General features: G+C 70.4%; 12 protein-coding genes. 11 read left to right on the top strand and 1 reads right to left on the bottom strand.

Annotation, left to right across the window (positions count from 1 at the left end; translation table 11 throughout):
• Nucleotides 1-4: 4 nt before the first annotated feature.
• The 8 genes from ACWDZ6_RS00640 (at nucleotide 5) to ACWDZ6_RS00605 (ending at nucleotide 8,958) form a co-directional block, all read left to right on the top strand.
• The gene (locus ACWDZ6_RS00640; protein ID WP_451501105.1) at nucleotides 5-994 is read left to right on the top strand and encodes a carbohydrate ABC transporter permease; all 990 of its coding nucleotides are present in this window, start codon (nucleotides 5-7) and stop codon (nucleotides 992-994) included.
• A gap of 5 nt (nucleotides 995-999) precedes the next feature.
• A complete protein-coding gene (locus ACWDZ6_RS00635) occupies nucleotides 1,000-1,896 on the top strand; it encodes a carbohydrate ABC transporter permease (RefSeq protein ID WP_451501104.1) in 897 nt (298 codons plus the stop codon).
• Nucleotides 1,897-1,902: 6 nt separating this feature from the next.
• Nucleotides 1,903-3,168 (top strand): 6-phospho-beta-glucosidase, encoded by a 1,266-nt coding sequence (locus ACWDZ6_RS00630; RefSeq protein WP_451501103.1) that lies wholly within the window; start codon nucleotides 1,903-1,905, stop codon nucleotides 3,166-3,168.
• Nucleotides 3,159-4,142, top strand: coding sequence for an N-acetylglucosamine kinase (locus tag ACWDZ6_RS00625; protein ID WP_451501102.1), 984 nt, complete (start codon nucleotides 3,159-3,161; stop codon nucleotides 4,140-4,142). Before ACWDZ6_RS00630 ends, ACWDZ6_RS00625 begins: the two co-directional genes overlap by 10 nt.
• 85 nt (nucleotides 4,143-4,227) lie before the next feature.
• Nucleotides 4,228-4,923 (top strand): phytanoyl-CoA dioxygenase, encoded by a 696-nt coding sequence (locus ACWDZ6_RS00620; protein ID WP_451501101.1) that lies wholly within the window; start codon nucleotides 4,228-4,230, stop codon nucleotides 4,921-4,923.
• Between the two features lie 236 nt (nucleotides 4,924-5,159).
• On the top strand, nucleotides 5,160-6,551 hold the full coding sequence (locus tag ACWDZ6_RS00615) for a hypothetical protein (protein WP_451501100.1): 1,392 nt from the start codon (nucleotides 5,160-5,162) through the stop codon (nucleotides 6,549-6,551).
• A gap of 11 nt (nucleotides 6,552-6,562) precedes the next feature.
• The gene (locus ACWDZ6_RS00610; RefSeq protein WP_451501099.1) at nucleotides 6,563-7,573 is read left to right on the top strand and encodes a glutamate ABC transporter substrate-binding protein; all 1,011 of its coding nucleotides are present in this window, start codon (nucleotides 6,563-6,565) and stop codon (nucleotides 7,571-7,573) included.
• Between the two features lie 44 nt (nucleotides 7,574-7,617).
• Nucleotides 7,618-8,958, top strand: a complete 1,341-nt coding sequence (locus tag ACWDZ6_RS00605) for a hypothetical protein (protein ID WP_451501098.1) — start codon at nucleotides 7,618-7,620, stop codon at nucleotides 8,956-8,958.
• Nucleotides 8,959-8,998: 40 nt separating this feature from the next.
• On the opposite strand, the gene ACWDZ6_RS00600 is transcribed toward ACWDZ6_RS00605, so the two are convergent.
• On the bottom strand, nucleotides 8,999-9,262 hold the full coding sequence (locus tag ACWDZ6_RS00600; protein ID WP_451501097.1) for a hypothetical protein: 264 nt from the start codon (nucleotides 9,260-9,262) through the stop codon (nucleotides 8,999-9,001).
• Between ACWDZ6_RS00600 and ACWDZ6_RS00595 the strand changes: the two genes are divergently transcribed.
• From ACWDZ6_RS00595 to ACWDZ6_RS00585, 3 genes are all read left to right on the top strand, one after another.
• A complete protein-coding gene (locus ACWDZ6_RS00595) occupies nucleotides 9,246-11,663 on the top strand; it encodes a tetratricopeptide repeat protein (protein ID WP_451501096.1) in 2,418 nt (805 codons plus the stop codon). The genes ACWDZ6_RS00600 and ACWDZ6_RS00595 overlap by 17 nt on opposite strands.
• A gap of 3 nt (nucleotides 11,664-11,666) precedes the next feature.
• Complete coding sequence (locus ACWDZ6_RS00590) at nucleotides 11,667-13,028, top strand: PP2C family serine/threonine-protein phosphatase (protein WP_451501095.1); 1,362 nt, start codon at nucleotides 11,667-11,669, stop codon at nucleotides 13,026-13,028.
• 85 nt (nucleotides 13,029-13,113) lie between these two features.
• Nucleotides 13,114-14,472: a vWA domain-containing protein gene (locus ACWDZ6_RS00585; protein ID WP_451501094.1), complete on the top strand. Its 1,359-nt coding sequence runs from the start codon at nucleotides 13,114-13,116 to the stop codon at nucleotides 14,470-14,472.
• Nucleotides 14,473-14,512 lie beyond the last annotated feature (40 nt).

The raw sequence follows: 14,512 nt of genomic DNA, 5'->3' as shown, positions 1-14,512 counted from the left end.
CTCCATGAGCACGAGCGCGAGCACTAGCACGGGCACGGGCAGGAGCGGGAGCACCGGCCGGCACACCCTGCGTGCGAAGCGCCGCCGGTCGGCGCTTCGCACGGCGGCCTTCATGTCGCCCTGGCTGATCGGTTTCAGCGTCTTCTTCGCCTACCCGCTGATCTCCACCGTCTACTTCTCCTTTACGAAGTACGACGGCATCCGGCCGCCCGCCTTCAACGGCCTGGACAACTGGTCCTACGTCTTCAACGACTACCGGCTGTTCTGGCCGGCCATGCAGAACACCCTCTGGCTCGTCGTGGTCATGGTCACCTGCCGGGTGGTGTTCGGTCTCGGCATCGGACTGCTGATCACCAGGATCAAGACCGGTGCCGGGGTCTTCCGGACGCTGTTCTATCTGCCGTACCTGGCCCCGCCGGTCGCGGCCACGCTCGCCTTCGTCTTCCTCCTCAACCCGGGTACGGGACCGGTCAATTCGGTCCTCGACTCGATCGGGCTGCCGGCTCCCGGCTGGTTCACCGACCCCACCTGGTCGAAGCCCGCTCTCACCTCGCTCGCCCTGTGGGGCATCGGCGACCTGATGGTGATCTTCATGGCCGCGCTGCTCAACGTACCGAAGGAGCAGTACGAGGCGGCGGAGCTGGACGGTGCCTCGGCCCGGCAGCGGTTCCGCTTCGTGACCCTGCCCAACATCATGCCCATCGTGATGTTCGCCGTGGTCACCGGCGTGATCCAGACGATGCAGTACTACACACAGCCCCTCGTCGCGGGAAAGGTGGCCTCCGGCATCATCGGCGGCTCGGGCCAGCAGTTCGAACCCGGCTACCCCGACAAGTCCACGCTGACCCTCCCCCAGCTCGTCTACGACCTCGGCTTCCAGCGCTTCGACTACGGCTCCGCCTGTGTGATCGCGCTTGTGCTGTTCGCTCTCGCCATGGCCTTCACCGCGCTGCTGATGCGCCGCCGTGGCGGCCTGATCCAGGCAGGTGACTGACCGTCATGACCCAAGTCCTGAGCGCCCGCACGGCCCCCGAGGAGATCTCCCGGTCCCCCGCCGCCCGCACCGCGCGCCGCAAGGCCCTGCTCCACTGGGTCGCGGTGCACTCGCTGGGGATCGCGGCCGCGCTCTTCTTCGTCCTGCCGTTCCTCTTCCTCTTCCTGACATCGGTGATGAGCGACCAGCAGGCGCTCACCCGCGATCTCTGGCCGCAGAACTGGGAGTGGAGCAACTACGCGGACGTCTGGAACACCCCGGGATTTCTGACCTGGTGGAAGAACACGCTGCTGTACGCGGGTCTCGGCACCGTCCTCACGGTCGCCTCCTCGATCCCGGTGGCGTACGCCCTGGCCAAGTTCCGCTTCCGCGGCCGCCAGCTGTCGCTGATGCTGGTCATCTCGATGATGATGCTGCCGCAGCAGGTGACCATCATCCCGATGTACCTGTTCTGGGCGAAGCAGTTCGACTTCTCCGGAACGCTCTGGCCGCTGATCATCCCCATGGCGTTCGGCGACGCGTTCTCCATCTTCCTGCTGCGCCAGTTCCTGCTGACCATCCCGAACGAGTATCTCGACTCGGCGAAGGTCGACGGCTGCGGTGAGTTCCGCACACTGATCAAAGTGGTGCTGCCGATGGCCAGACCGGGTATCGCCGCCGTCGCCCTCTTCCAGTTCTTCTACGCCTGGAACGACTACTTCGGCCCGCAGATCTACGCCTCGGAGAACCCGGCCGCATGGACCCTGTCGTACGGCCTGGAGTCCTTCAAGGGCGCGCACCACACCGACTGGAATCTGACCATGGCCGCGACCGTACTGGTCATGGCCCCCGTGATCCTCGTCTTCTTCTTCGCCCAGAAGGCATTCGTCGAGGGCGTCACACTGACCGGAGTGAAGGGCTAAGAACTGATGAAGCTCGCAGTCGTGGGTGGCGGATCCACCTATACCCCTGAGTTGATCGACGGCTTCGCCCGGCTGAGGGACACCCTCCCGATCAGTGAACTGGTTCTCATCGACCCGGCGGCCGACCGGCTCGAGCTGGTCGGCGGTCTGGCACGGCGGATCTTCGCCAGGCAGGGACACGACGGGAAGATCGTCACCACCTCCGACCTGGACGCGGGCGTGGCCGGCGCCGACGCGGTGCTGCTGCAGCTGCGCGTCGGCGGGCAGGCGGCGCGGAACCGGGACGAGACCTGGCCGCTGGAGTGCGGCTGCATCGGCCAGGAGACGACGGGCGCGGGCGGCCTCGCCAAGGCGCTGCGTACCGTCCCGGTCGTCCTCGACATCGCCGAGCGGGTACGCCGTACCAATCCGAACGCCTGGATCATCGACTTCACCAACCCGGTCGGCATCGTGACCAGGGCGCTGCTGCAGGCCGGCCACAAGGCCGTCGGTCTGTGCAATGTCGCCATCGGCTTCCAGCGCAAGTTCGCCGCGCTCCTGGAAGTCGCCCCGGCCGACATCCACCTGAACCATATGGGCCTCAACCACCTGACGTGGGAGACGGGTGTGCGGCTCGGCGGTCCCGAGGGCACGGATCTGCTGCCGAAGCTGCTGGCCGGCCACGGTGACGCGATCGCCGACGATCTGCGTCTGCCGCGTGCGGTGCTCGACCGGCTCGGTGTCGTCCCCTCGTACTACCTGCGTTACTTCTACGCGCACGACGAGGTCGTACGCGAGCTGAGGACGAAGCCTTCGCGGGCCGCCGAGGTCGCGGAGATGGAGAAGCAGCTGCTCGAGATGTACGGCGACCCGGCGCTCGATCAGAAGCCGGAGCTGCTCGCCAAGCGCGGCGGCGCCTTCTATTCGGAGGCCGCCGTGGACCTGGCGGCCTCGCTGCTGGGCGCGGGCGGCAGCCCGTACCAGGTGGTGAACACCGTCAACAACGGCACGCTGTCCTTCCTGCCGGACGACGCCGTGATCGAGGTACAGGCCGCCGTCGGCTCGAAGGGTGTGACACCGCTGCCTGTGCCCGAAGTCGACCCTTTGTACGCGGGGTTGATCGCCCAGGTGACCGCCTACGAGGACCTGGCGCTGGAGGCCGCCCTGCGCGGCGGCCGTGACCGTGTCTTCAAGGCCATGCTGTCGCATCCGCTGATCGGCCAGTACGAGTACGCCGAAGCGCTCACCGACAAGCTGATCGCACACAACCAGGAGCATCTCGCGTGGGCGTGAACGCCGCAGTCCTCGCCATCGACGCGGGCAACAGCAAGACCGATGTCGCCTTCGTCGGCCACGACGGCTCGGTCCTTGTGTCGTCCCGCGGGCCCGGCTTCCAGCCGCCGAAGGTCGGCGTCGAGGCGGCACTCGACGTGCTCGGCACGACCGTCGGCGAGGCACTGGCGAAGGCACACGCCCACGGCGCCGCCATCGACGGCGTCGAGCATGTGTCGGCCTGTCTCGCCAACGCCGATCTGCCGGTGGAGGAAAGAGAGCTGACGGCCGCCCTGCACGCCCGCGAGTGGGGCCGTACGACCGAGGTGCGCAACGACACCTTCGCCATACTGCGCGCGGGCGCCGACCAGCCGCGGGGCGTCGCGGTGGTGTGCGGCGCGGGCATCAACTGTGTCGGCATGCTGCCGGACGGCCGTACCGCACGCTTCCCCGCGATCGGCAGGATCTCCGGGGACTGGGGCGGCGGTTCGGGGCTCGCGGAGGAGGCGCTGTGGTTCGCGGCGCGGGCGGAGGACGGCCGGGGCGAGCCGACGGCCCTGGCCCGCACGCTGCCCGCGCACTTCGGCCTGGGCTCCATGTACGCGCTGATCGAGGCGCTGCATCTGGAGCACATCGCCCCGGCGCGCAGACATGAGCTGACCCCGGTCCTCTTCGCCACCGCCGCCGAGGGGGATCCGGTCGCCCGCTCGCTGGTGCACCGGCTCGCGGAGGAGGTCGTCGCCATGTCCACGGTGGCGCTCGCCCGGCTCGATCTGCTCGACGAGGAGGCTCCGGTGCTGCTGGGCGGCAGCGTCCTCGCGGCCCAGCACCCGGAACTGGACGAGCACATCGGCAAACTGCTCGCGGCCAAGGCACCGAAGGCGGTCATCGGGGTGGTGACGGCCCCGCCGGTGCTGGGCGCCGCTCTGCTGGGACTCGACCACATCGGGGCGTCGCCACAGGCGGGCGCCCGGTTGCGCGCTCATTACGCGTAGCGAGAGCGGGGCGGGGCGGCGGGGGGCGGCAGAGCGGCAGGAAAATGGGATGCGCCGCCCCTGTGCCCGGTACCAGGATCGGGGCATGGGCGACGCATTGCGTGAACGGTTCGAGACCGACGGGTTCGTCAAGCTCGAAGAGGCCTTCCCGGCGTCCGTGGCACAGGAGTGCGCCGACCTGCTGTGGGCCGAGACGGGGTGTGATCCGGGCGATCCTGCGACCTGGACCCGGCCCGTGCACTGGGTGTGGGGCATGGCGCAGGAGCCGTTCATACAGGCCGTCAACACCCCTGTGCTGCTCGACGCGTTCGACCGGCTGGTCGGTCCCGGGCGGTGGGAGCCGCGGTACTCACTGGGGTCGTTCCCCTTGCGCTTCCCGCACGAGGAGGAGCCCGACGACGCCGGCTGGCACATCGAGGGCAGCTATCAGCCGGAGGGCGCGAGCACGTACTACGCCAACCACCGTTCCAAGGGCCGGGCGTTGCTGATGCAGTTCCTGTTCAGCGAGGTCGGCGAGCGTGACGCGCCGACCCGGATCCGGATCGGCTCGCACCACGACATGCCGGCGCTGCTCGCTCCGTACGGGGAGGAAGGCGTCTCGATCATGGAGATCGGCCCGGCGATCGACGCGGCGTCCGCGCACCGCGGGACGGTATGCGCGACGGGCCGGCCCGGGGATGTGTATCTCTGCCATCCCTTCCTGGTGCACGCCGCGCAGCCGCACCACGGTACGCGGCCACGGTTCATGGCCCAGCCTCCGCTGTATCCGGCCTCCGCCTAGACCTCTGGTGCGGCTTCCGCCGCCCGTACAACGGGAACCGATCAAGGCACTGAAGCGTATTCATGGTGGGGAGGATGCGGGGAGAATGGCCTGGCGGGATCCTGAATCGCTGCGATAGAAACAAGATCCAGTCAATCGTGCTGTGAATGTCAGTCACTGCGGCCATACTGCTGCCGGGAGTCGTCCCCCAACCCGCCGGGGGGCGGGCCGACGTCAGCGACCGAGGGGGAGGTCACGTGACATACCCGCCGACTGTGCGCACCGCGCCCCAAGCGGCTCCGACGTATGCGCCCGCGCAGCCGCCGGCCCAGCCGCCCGCCCACCGCGGCGCATGGGCCGAGGGCAAGGAGCGGCTGCGTACGGCCGCGACGACCGAGCCCGGCCGGCTGCAGATCATCGGGGCCGTGCTGGCCGCGCTGGTGGTGGCGTTCGGCGTGGTGACCGCGTTCGAGATCTCGGACCGGGCGTCCGCGGCCGACGACGTGGTGAGCCGCAGCCAGCCGCTGAGCGCGGACGCCGCGTCCATCCACCGCTCGCTGGCCGACGCCGACGCCGCGGCGGCCAATGGCTTCCTGGCGGGTGCCGAAGAACCCCGCGTCATCCACGAGCGGTACGAAAGGGACATCACGGCCGCGTCCCGTCTGCTGGTCAACGCCGCGGCGAATACCAGCAGTTCGAGTGAATCCGGCCGCCAGATCGCGACCCTCAATGAGCAGCTGCCCCGCTACACAGGACTGATCGAGCGCGCCCGTGCCAACAACCGGCAGGGCCTGCCGCTCGGCGGCGCCTATCTGCGGTACGCGAACCTGAAGATGTCGACCGAGCTGCTGCCCGCCGCCGACAGGCTCTACAAGGCGGAGACGGCGCGGCTCGACCAGGACACCGGCGACGCGCGCGACTGGCCGTTCGCCTCGCTCGGTCTCGGCGTGCTGGCGCTGGCCGCGCTCGTCTGGGCCCAGCGGCGCAACTACCGGCGGACGAACCGTATGTTCAACCACGGGCTGCTCGCCGCCACGGCGGCCTCGACGGTCGTCATCCTCTGGCTGATCGTGGGGCACACCGTGGCCCGCACCGAGCTGCGGGACGCCATGGAGCACGGCCAGGAATCCCTGAAGACCCTCAACACCTCCCGGGTGCACGCGCTGCAGGCCCGCGCCAACGAGAACCTGACACTGGTGGCACGAGGCGCGGTCCTCACCCCGGACGGCAAGAACGACCAGTACGAGTTCACCTACAAGAACCGCATGGACGCCGTCAGTCTCACCCTCAAGTGGGCCAAGGACCTCGCCGACGACCCCGAGGGCCGCGACCCCGTCGCGGACGCCACCACGGCCGTCGCCGAGTGGCGCACCCGCCACCAGAAGGCGCGCGACGTCGACAACGACGGCGACTTCGAGGGCGCCCTGGAGCAGACCATTGGAGCGAAGGGCTCCACGGGCCAGTCCTTCGACACGGTGGACGCGGCGCTGCGCCAGGCGATCGACCATGAGCAGAGCGAGTTCACGGCGTCCGCGGAGTCGGGGCGCGGGGCACTGTCCGGGCTGGCGATCGGCGCCGCGGCGCTGGCTGTGCTGGGCGCGGCGGGAGCGATTCTCGGCATCAACCGCAGGCTTTCGGAGTACCGGTGAGAGGAGGCGCGATGACGGACACGAGGACCCGGTTCCGTGGCTGGGGCGGCGTCGCGGGGATGGCCGCGGCCTGCGCCCTGACCGCCGCAGCCACACTGCTGCCGCTGTCCCACGGCGCCGCGGCCAACGCCGGTGCGTCGCCGGCCGGTCAGGGCGTGGCCTCGACCCGGCCCGCCAAGGCCGACGACTGCGAGACGCCCGAGGCCTCGCTGCCGTCGTCGGCCGCCGACGGGCCGAACATCGACAGGATCGTGCAGCGGGGCAAGCTGATTGTCGGCGTCGACCAGAACAGCTACCGCTGGGGTTATCGCAATCCCGCCAGCGGCGGCCTCGAGGGTTTCGACATCGATCTCGCCCGGGCCATCGCCCGGGACCTCCTCGGCAGGCCGGACGCCGTCATCTTCCGCGCCATACCGACCAACCAGCGCATACCCGCTCTGAACAACGGCACGGTGGACATCGTCGTCCGTACGATGACGATCAACTGCGCCAGGATCAAGCAGGTCGCGTTCTCCACCGCGTACTTCCAGACCGGCCAGCAGGTGCTCGCGCCCAAGGGCTCGTCCATCACCGGGTACAACACGTCACTCGCCGGGAAGAGGATCTGCTCAGCGGAGGGCTCGACGGCGTACGAGGCCCTGGAGAAGAACTCCTTCGGAGCGACGTTCAAGGACGCGCACGACGGGCAGCCGCAGGACGAGGACCGGTTCACCGTGCCCAACCAGCTCGACTGCCTGGTCCGGCTCCAGATGGGCCTCGTCGACGCGGTCGTGACGGACGCCGCCCTCGCGGCCGGCCAGGCGGCGCAGGACCCTGCCGTCGAGCTCAAGGGCGGCAAGCCCTTCACCACCGAGTTCTACGGCGTCGCCACCAAGCTCGGCAACAACGACCTGGTGCGCCGGGTCAACAAGGTGCTCGACGACTACCGCAAGGGCCCCTGGACGGAGGCGTACAACAAGTGGCTGGTCGCCGATCTGCCCGGGATAACCGGGCCACCCGCGCCCAAGTACCGCACCGGCTGACCTACGAACGACTAGTCCTTGCAGGAAGAGCGGAGAGGTGATCGATGGGCGTCGCCGGACCCTCCCCCAGCTTCGCGGGGGGACCCCCAGGACCGGTGATGGACCGGGACGAGGTGGACCGTGCGCTGGCGCGGCTCGGCGCGGAGCACGAGGCGATCGAGACGTCGCTCCTGGCCCTTCAGGACCACGCGGGCCGCAGGCTCCTCGAAGGTGCCGGGCTGACGGGCGTCACCAAGGACCGCTGGGCCTCCACCGAGCAGGCGATATCGCTGCTGTGGGGGTACTTCGACGCGTACACCGCCGCCCTGGACGACACGCGTGAGCTGCGCGCAAGGCGGCGCTGGCCCGGTCGCGAGGACCTGGTGGAGCTGACCGAACGGCTGCGCGGCCGCAGTGTCACGATCGCCGGCACCGCCGCTCACCCGGCGCCCTCGATCACCGGACCCGCCAAACTCTCCGAGCAGTTCACGCTCGAGGAGCTGGTCTCCCGGATGAACGAGCTGTACGCGAGTTCGCTGGACATGGTGGTGACGGCCGACTCGGTGTGGTCCGCGCTGCCCGCCCGGATAGATCTGCTCTCCGCCGAGCTGCATCGCACCCGCTCGCTCGCGCACTCCGTCGGCGTACGGCCCGGGGAGCACCCGGCCGGCGACGAGCTGGAGTCGATCACCCATGAGCTGTCCACGCTGCGCGCCCAGGTGATCTCCGATCCGCTGGCCTTCTGGCGGTCCGCGCCCGGCAGTTCGGCCCCGGGCGGCGGCCGGCCCGACACCGAACGCTACGACCGGGCGGCACGGGTCCTGGAGGACATCCGCCGGGAGATCGAGGCGGTGCTCCAGGTCCGGCAGGACTCGGAGGAGCGGCTGCTCCGGCTGCGGGATGTGCTCTCGCGCGCCGACCGGACGCTGACCGAGGCGCGTTCGGCGCGGGGCGAGGTGCTGGCGAAGATCGCGGCATCCGAGGTGCCGGCGGTCAGCGGCCCGGCGACCGTACTGCAGGAGCGGCTCGCCACCGCAGCCGAGTACCGCCGGTACTCCCAGTGGCACCGGCTCTCGCCGCTGCTGGAGTCCTTGGAACGTGAGGCCGAGGACGAGCTGCTGCGCGCCCGCGAGTCGTTGACCGCGGTCACCGCGCCGCTCGCCGTCCGTGCCGAGCTGCGCGGCCGGCTGGACGCGTACAAGGCGAAGGTGGCCAGGCACGGCATGGCGGAGGACCCGCTGCTGATCGAGCGGTACGACGCGGCCCGCCGGATGCTGTGGAGCGCACCGTGCGATCTGCGGGTCGCCGAGCAGGCGGTGCTGCGCTATCAGCAGGCCGCCGCGGAGGTACTGGTGCCGAGACAGTCCGGTCCGTCCGGGCCCACTGACCGCAGGGGGGATTCGTGAGCGAGAACAAGCAGTGTCAGCGCCCCGGTTGTGAGGGCTCCTACGAGGACATGGGCAGCGGTGACCTGTACTGCGACACCTGCGGTCTTGCGCCCGTCGTCTCCCCCAGCGGCTTGGTCGCCTCGCAGCCCACCGGGATCACGGGCGGCGGCCGGGGCAGCAGTTCCGCACGGAGCAGTTCACGCTCCTCGCGGGCCTCGTCGCGCTCATCGACCTCGCGCCGTTCCGTCTCCGGCCGCCTGTCGCGTTCGCTCTCCGGCAGCAGCACCTCGTCCCATTCGGTCTCGGTGCGCAGCTCCGGCACCAACACCGGCTCCTCCGGCCGCAACCGCCTGGGGGCGGGCCTGGTCTCCGTACCGGAGGTGCCGCGCCCCGATCCGCGCTCGGCCGTGATGGAGAACCCCGAGGTTCCGGAGCGGAAGCGGTTCTGCTCGCGCTCCGACTGCGGGGCGCCGGTGGGACGTTCCCGCGGTGAGCGCGCCGGCCGCACGGAAGGCTTCTGCACCAAGTGCGGCCACCCGTATTCCTTCGTGCCGAAGCTGAGCGAGGGCGACATCGTCCACGGGCAGTACGAAGTCGCGGGCTGTCTCGCCCACGGCGGCCTGGGCTGGGTCTATCTCGCGGTGGACCGGGCGGTGTCCGACCGCTGGGTGGTGCTGAAGGGCCTGCTGGACACGGGCGACCAGGACGCCATGGCGGCGGCGATCTCGGAGCGCCGCTTCCTCGCGGAGATCGAGCACTCCAACATCGTCCGGATCTACAACTTCGTCGAGCACCTCGACCAGCGGACCGGCTCTCTCGACGGCTACATCGTCATGGAGTACGTCGGCGGAAAGTCGCTGAAGGAGATCGCCAACGAGCGGCGCGGCCCGGACGGCAAGCGCGACCCGCTGCCGGTCGAGCAGGCGTGCGCGTACGGCATCGAGGCGCTGGAGGCGCTCGGGCACCTGCACAGCAGAAACCTGCTGTACTGCGATTTCAAGGTCGACAACGCCATCCAGCAGCAGGACCAGCTCAAGCTCATCGACATGGGCGCCGTCCGCAGGATGGACGACGACGAGTCCGCGATCTACGGCACGGTCGGCTACCAGGCCCCTGAGGTCGCGGAGGTCGGCCCGTCGGTGGCCTCCGACCTGTACACGGTCGCGCGGACGCTGGCCGTGCTGACCTTCGACTTCCAGGGCTACACCAATGTGTTCGTGGACTCCCTGCCCGACCCGGAGAACATCCCGGTCTTCAGGACGTACGAGTCCTTCTACCGGCTGCTGGTGCGCGCGACGGACCCGGATCCGGTGCGGCGGTTCGCCTCGGCGCAGGAGATGGCGGAGCAGCTGACGGGCGTGCTCCGGGAGGTCGTGGCGATCCAGACGGGCCGCCCGCGGCCTTCGCTGTCCACGCTCTTCGGCCCGGAGCTGCGGGTCACGGACACGCAGTTGTTCGCGGAGCTCACGGGGGATGTGTCGCAGCTGGGCGCGCGGGTGGTGCTGCCTTCGGGCCGCGGGCGCAAGCGGACGGCCGCCGGGAACGGTTCGGCCGCGGTGACCGGCTCGGCCGCGGTGGCCGCTGGTTCGGCGGCCCACCCCTGGGGCGCCGGATACGAGACCGGCAATGGCGCCGGAATCCCGGGCGGCGGAACCCCGGGAGCCGCCGCCAACCCCTACGCGCCACCGGCCGCCGCGATCCCCGCGCCACGTGGCGAGGTCCTCGGCGCACCGCCCGCGAGCCTGTCCCTCGCACCGCATCTCGCGGTGCTCGACGCCCGGGCGACCTCGCTCGCGCTGCCGGTGCCGCGCGTCGACCCGAACGACCCCAACGCCGGCTTCCTCGCCGGTCTCATGGCCTCCGCGCCCGCCGAGCTGATCGCCGCGCTGCACTCCGCCGCCGCCGGCTCCCCGGAGACCCGGCTGCGCGAGCTGCGCGCCCGGCTCGAGATGGGCGAACTGGACTCCGCCACCGGGGCACTGGCGACCCTGGAGAACCGGCATCCCGACGACTGGCGCGTCGTCTGGTACCGCGGTCTCACCTCGCTGGTGACCGGTGAGAACGAGGTCGCGGCGCTCTCCTTCGACGCGATCTACGACGCGTTCCCCGGCGAGCCCGCGCCCAAGCTGGCGCTGGGCGTCTGCGCCGAGGTGCTCGGCCAGCTGGACAACGCCGCGGAGTACTACCGCCTCGTATGGACGACCGACCCGAGCTATGTCAGCGCCGCGTTCGGCCTGGCCCGGGTGCAGATCGCGGCGGGCGACCGGACCGGAGCCGTACGGACATTGGAGTCGGTACCCGAGGCGTCGATCCACTACACGGCGGCGCGGGTCGCGGCCGTACGGGCGAGGCTGCGGCGACGCGCCGCGCACGACCCTCTGATCGACGACCTGTCGGCGGCCGCGGCGCAGGTGGAGGCCCTGAAGGACTTCGGTCTGGACGCGGTACGCCGTGAGCAGTTGTCGACAGAAGTACTCGGCACGGCTCTCGACTGGGTACTCTCCGGTAGTCCCGGAGCCCCGCCGTCCGTACCGACCGCGCCGAACGCACAGAGCGCCCAGAGCGCACCGACCGTGCTGCTCGGCAGCGAACTGGACGAGCGCGGCCTGCGCTTCGGGCTGGAACGCTCATACCGGGTGCTCGCCCGGCTCGCCCAGCGGGGCGAGGAGCGGATAGACCTGGTGGAACGGGCGAACCGTTTCCGCCCCCGGACGTGGGTGTGATTGATGTCGTCGCAGAAACATCAGCTGGCCACCGGGTCGACATGCCCCAGCTGCGAGGAACCGCTGGAGACGGGTGACCTGTTCTGCGGTGCGTGCGGGTACGACCTGTCGGCCGTGCCGGCGCCCCGGAGCGACCATCCCACCATCGCCATCGGCACTCCCGTCGAGTGGCCGGCGGCCACCGGGACGGACACCTCGGGCACCCCCGCGCCGGTGCATCTGCCGAGCGATCTGGCGGGTACGGACTCGGGCGGCGGTCAACTGCCCGCATCGGCCGTGCGGTACGACCATCCGCCCAGCCATGGCGCGTCCGCCGACGCCAGTGCCTCATCGAGCGGCGACTTCGAGCTGCCCGCGCCCGAGGCGGGCACCGCCGTGGCCGCCGACCCGCGTGCCGCGGACCCCGCCATCACTTCCGCGCCGGGCACCAAGCTCTGCGTGGCCTGCCGCGCCGGCCATGTCGACACCGACGGCTACTGCGAGAACTGCGGCCACGCCCAGCCCCGCGAGCGCGACCACATGGAGCAGGAGCTGGGCTCGGTCGCCGCAGTCAGCGACCGCGGGCTGCGCCACCACCGCAACGAGGACTCGTTCGCGGTCTCCTCCACGGCTCTGCCGGACGGCTCACCCGCCGTCGTCGCGATCGTCTGCGACGGGGTCTCATCGGCGACCCGCCCCGACGAGGCATCGGAGGCCGCCGCGAGCGCTGCCAACGAGCTGCTGCTGGAGTCGCTGCCGCGCGGCACGCACCCCCAGCAGGCAATGCATGAGGCGATCATCGCCGCCTCCGAAGCGGTCAACTCCCTCGCCACGGAGCCCGATCGGGGCGAGGCCATGGAGCACGATCCGCACCGCCATCAGAACGCACCGGCGTGCACGATCGTCGGCGCGGTGGCCGCCGCAGGTCTGCTGGTCATCGGCTGGGTCGGCGACAGCCGCGCCTACTGGGTGCCCGACGACCGCAGCGGCCCGCCCGCCCGGCTCACCGAGGACGACTCCTGGGCCGCCCAGATGGTGTCGGCCGGTCTGATGAGCGAGGCGGAGGCGTACGCCGACGAGCGCGCCCACGCCATCACGGGCTGGCTGGGGGCCGATGCGTACGAACTCGAGCCGCACACCGCGTCCTTCAAGCCGGACCGGCCAGGTGTGGTCGTGGTCTGCACGGACGGCCTGTGGAACTACGCGGAAGGCGCCGAGGAGATGGCCCGGGCCATCCCGGTGGATGCCGCGGGCCGGCCGCTGCACAGCGCTCAGGTGCTGGTCGGTCATGCCCTCGACGGCGGCGGCCACGACAACGTAACAGTGGCCGTACTGCCGTTCGCCGTGCCGCACCAAGGGGCAGGATCGGCCTACAACAAGGCTTGAGCCCCGATATGTCCGGCGAGCCGCCGCCCGCGGGACCCCTGTGTTCTTTTCTCGCTGCCCAGTGGAGCCTCAAGGAGCCGATGAGATGGCCAATTTCTCCAAGTCCCAGGTGCCGCAGTTCTCCGTCGAGGTCTATCAGAACGAATATCTGCCGGAGGGCGGCCGCGAGGTCAACGCGATCGTCACGGTCACCTCCACCGGGGGCGGCACCAGCGGCGGGGCGCCGCTGGCGGGAGCGTCGCTCTCCCCCTCGTACATACCGGGCCGGGCGCCGGGCGCCGCTGTGGTGATCATGGTCGACTGTTCCGGTTCGATGGACTATCCGCCGACCAAGATGCGCAATGCCCGTGATGCCACCGCCGCCGCCATCGACACCCTGCGCGACGGTGTCGCCTTCGCGGTGGTCGCCGGTACGCATGTGGCGAGCGAGGTCTTTCCCGGAGGCGGCCGGCTCGCGGTCGCCGACGCGCAGACCCGCGGCCAGGCCAAGGAAGCCCTGCGACGGCTCAGCGCGGGCGGCGGCACCGCGATCGGCACCTGGCTGCGGCTGACCGACCGGCTGCTGGCCTCCTCCGACGTCCCCATCCGGCACGGCATCCTGCTCACCGACGGGCGCAATGAGCACGAGTCCCCGGAGGACCTGCGGGCCGCCCTGGACGCCGGCGCGGGCCGCTTCACCTGCGACGCCCGCGGAGTCGGCACGGACTGGGAGGTCAAGGAGGTCACCGGTATCGCATCGGCGCTGCTCGGCACGGCCGATATCGTCGCCGACCCGGCCGGCCTGGCCGCGGACTTCACCAGCATGATGGAGAACGCGATGGGCAAGGAGATCGCGGATGTGGCGCTGCGGCTGTGGACGCCCGTCGGCGTGGAGATCAAGTTCGTCAAGCAGGTGGCTCCGACGGTCGAGGAGCTGACCGGGCGGCGTACGGAGGCGGGACCGCGGGCCGGGGACTATCCGACCGGCTCCTGGGGCGACGAGTCCCGCGACTACCACGTGTGCGTCCAGGTACCGGAGGCAGGCATCGGCCAGGAGATGCTGGCGGCCCGGGTCTCGCTGATCATTCCGGCGGCGGACGGCGGCGCTCCCCAGGTGCTGTCGCAAGGGCTCGTCAAGGCCGTGTGGACGGACGACATGGTGGCGTCCACCTCGATCAACCCCCAGGTCGCGCACTACACAGGACAGGCCGAACTGGCGCAAGTCATCCAGCAGGGGCTGGATGCACGCAAGTCGGGCGACTTCGACGGCGCGACCGCCAAGCTGGGCCGCGCGGTTCAACTCGCGGCGAACTCGGGGAACGAGGACACTGCGAAACTCCTTTCGAAGGTGGTGGACGTCGTCGATGCGGCGACCGGTACTGTGCGACTGAAGGCGAAGGTCGCGGAAGCCGACGAGATGACCCTCGAAACGCGCTCGACCAAGACGGTTCGCGTGAAGAAGTAGCAGCAGAAATACCTAGGCGAACGGCCCTCGGGCCGAACGA

The sequence above is a fragment of the Streptomyces sp. NPDC002926 genome (genome assembly GCF_053591755.1).
Note: the sequence above shows the minus strand (reverse complement) of the source record. Positions and strands in the feature narration are given on the sequence as shown.

Coding starts and splice junctions, on each gene's coding strand:
- ACWDZ6_RS00635 (WP_451501104.1), top strand. CDS start 1,000: ATGACCCAAGTCCTGAGCGCCCGCACGGCCCCCGAGGAGATCTCCCGG.
- ACWDZ6_RS00590 (WP_451501095.1), top strand. CDS start 11,667: ATGTCGTCGCAGAAACATCAGCTGGCCACCGGGTCGACATGCCCCAGC.
- ACWDZ6_RS00605 (WP_451501098.1), top strand. CDS start 7,618: ATGGGCGTCGCCGGACCCTCCCCCAGCTTCGCGGGGGGACCCCCAGGA.
- ACWDZ6_RS00585 (WP_451501094.1), top strand. CDS start 13,114: ATGGCCAATTTCTCCAAGTCCCAGGTGCCGCAGTTCTCCGTCGAGGTC.
- ACWDZ6_RS00620 (WP_451501101.1), top strand. CDS start 4,228: ATGGGCGACGCATTGCGTGAACGGTTCGAGACCGACGGGTTCGTCAAG.
- ACWDZ6_RS00640 (WP_451501105.1), top strand. CDS start 5: ATGAGCACGAGCGCGAGCACTAGCACGGGCACGGGCAGGAGCGGGAGC.
- ACWDZ6_RS00630 (WP_451501103.1), top strand. CDS start 1,903: ATGAAGCTCGCAGTCGTGGGTGGCGGATCCACCTATACCCCTGAGTTG.
- ACWDZ6_RS00610 (WP_451501099.1), top strand. CDS start 6,563: ATGACGGACACGAGGACCCGGTTCCGTGGCTGGGGCGGCGTCGCGGGG.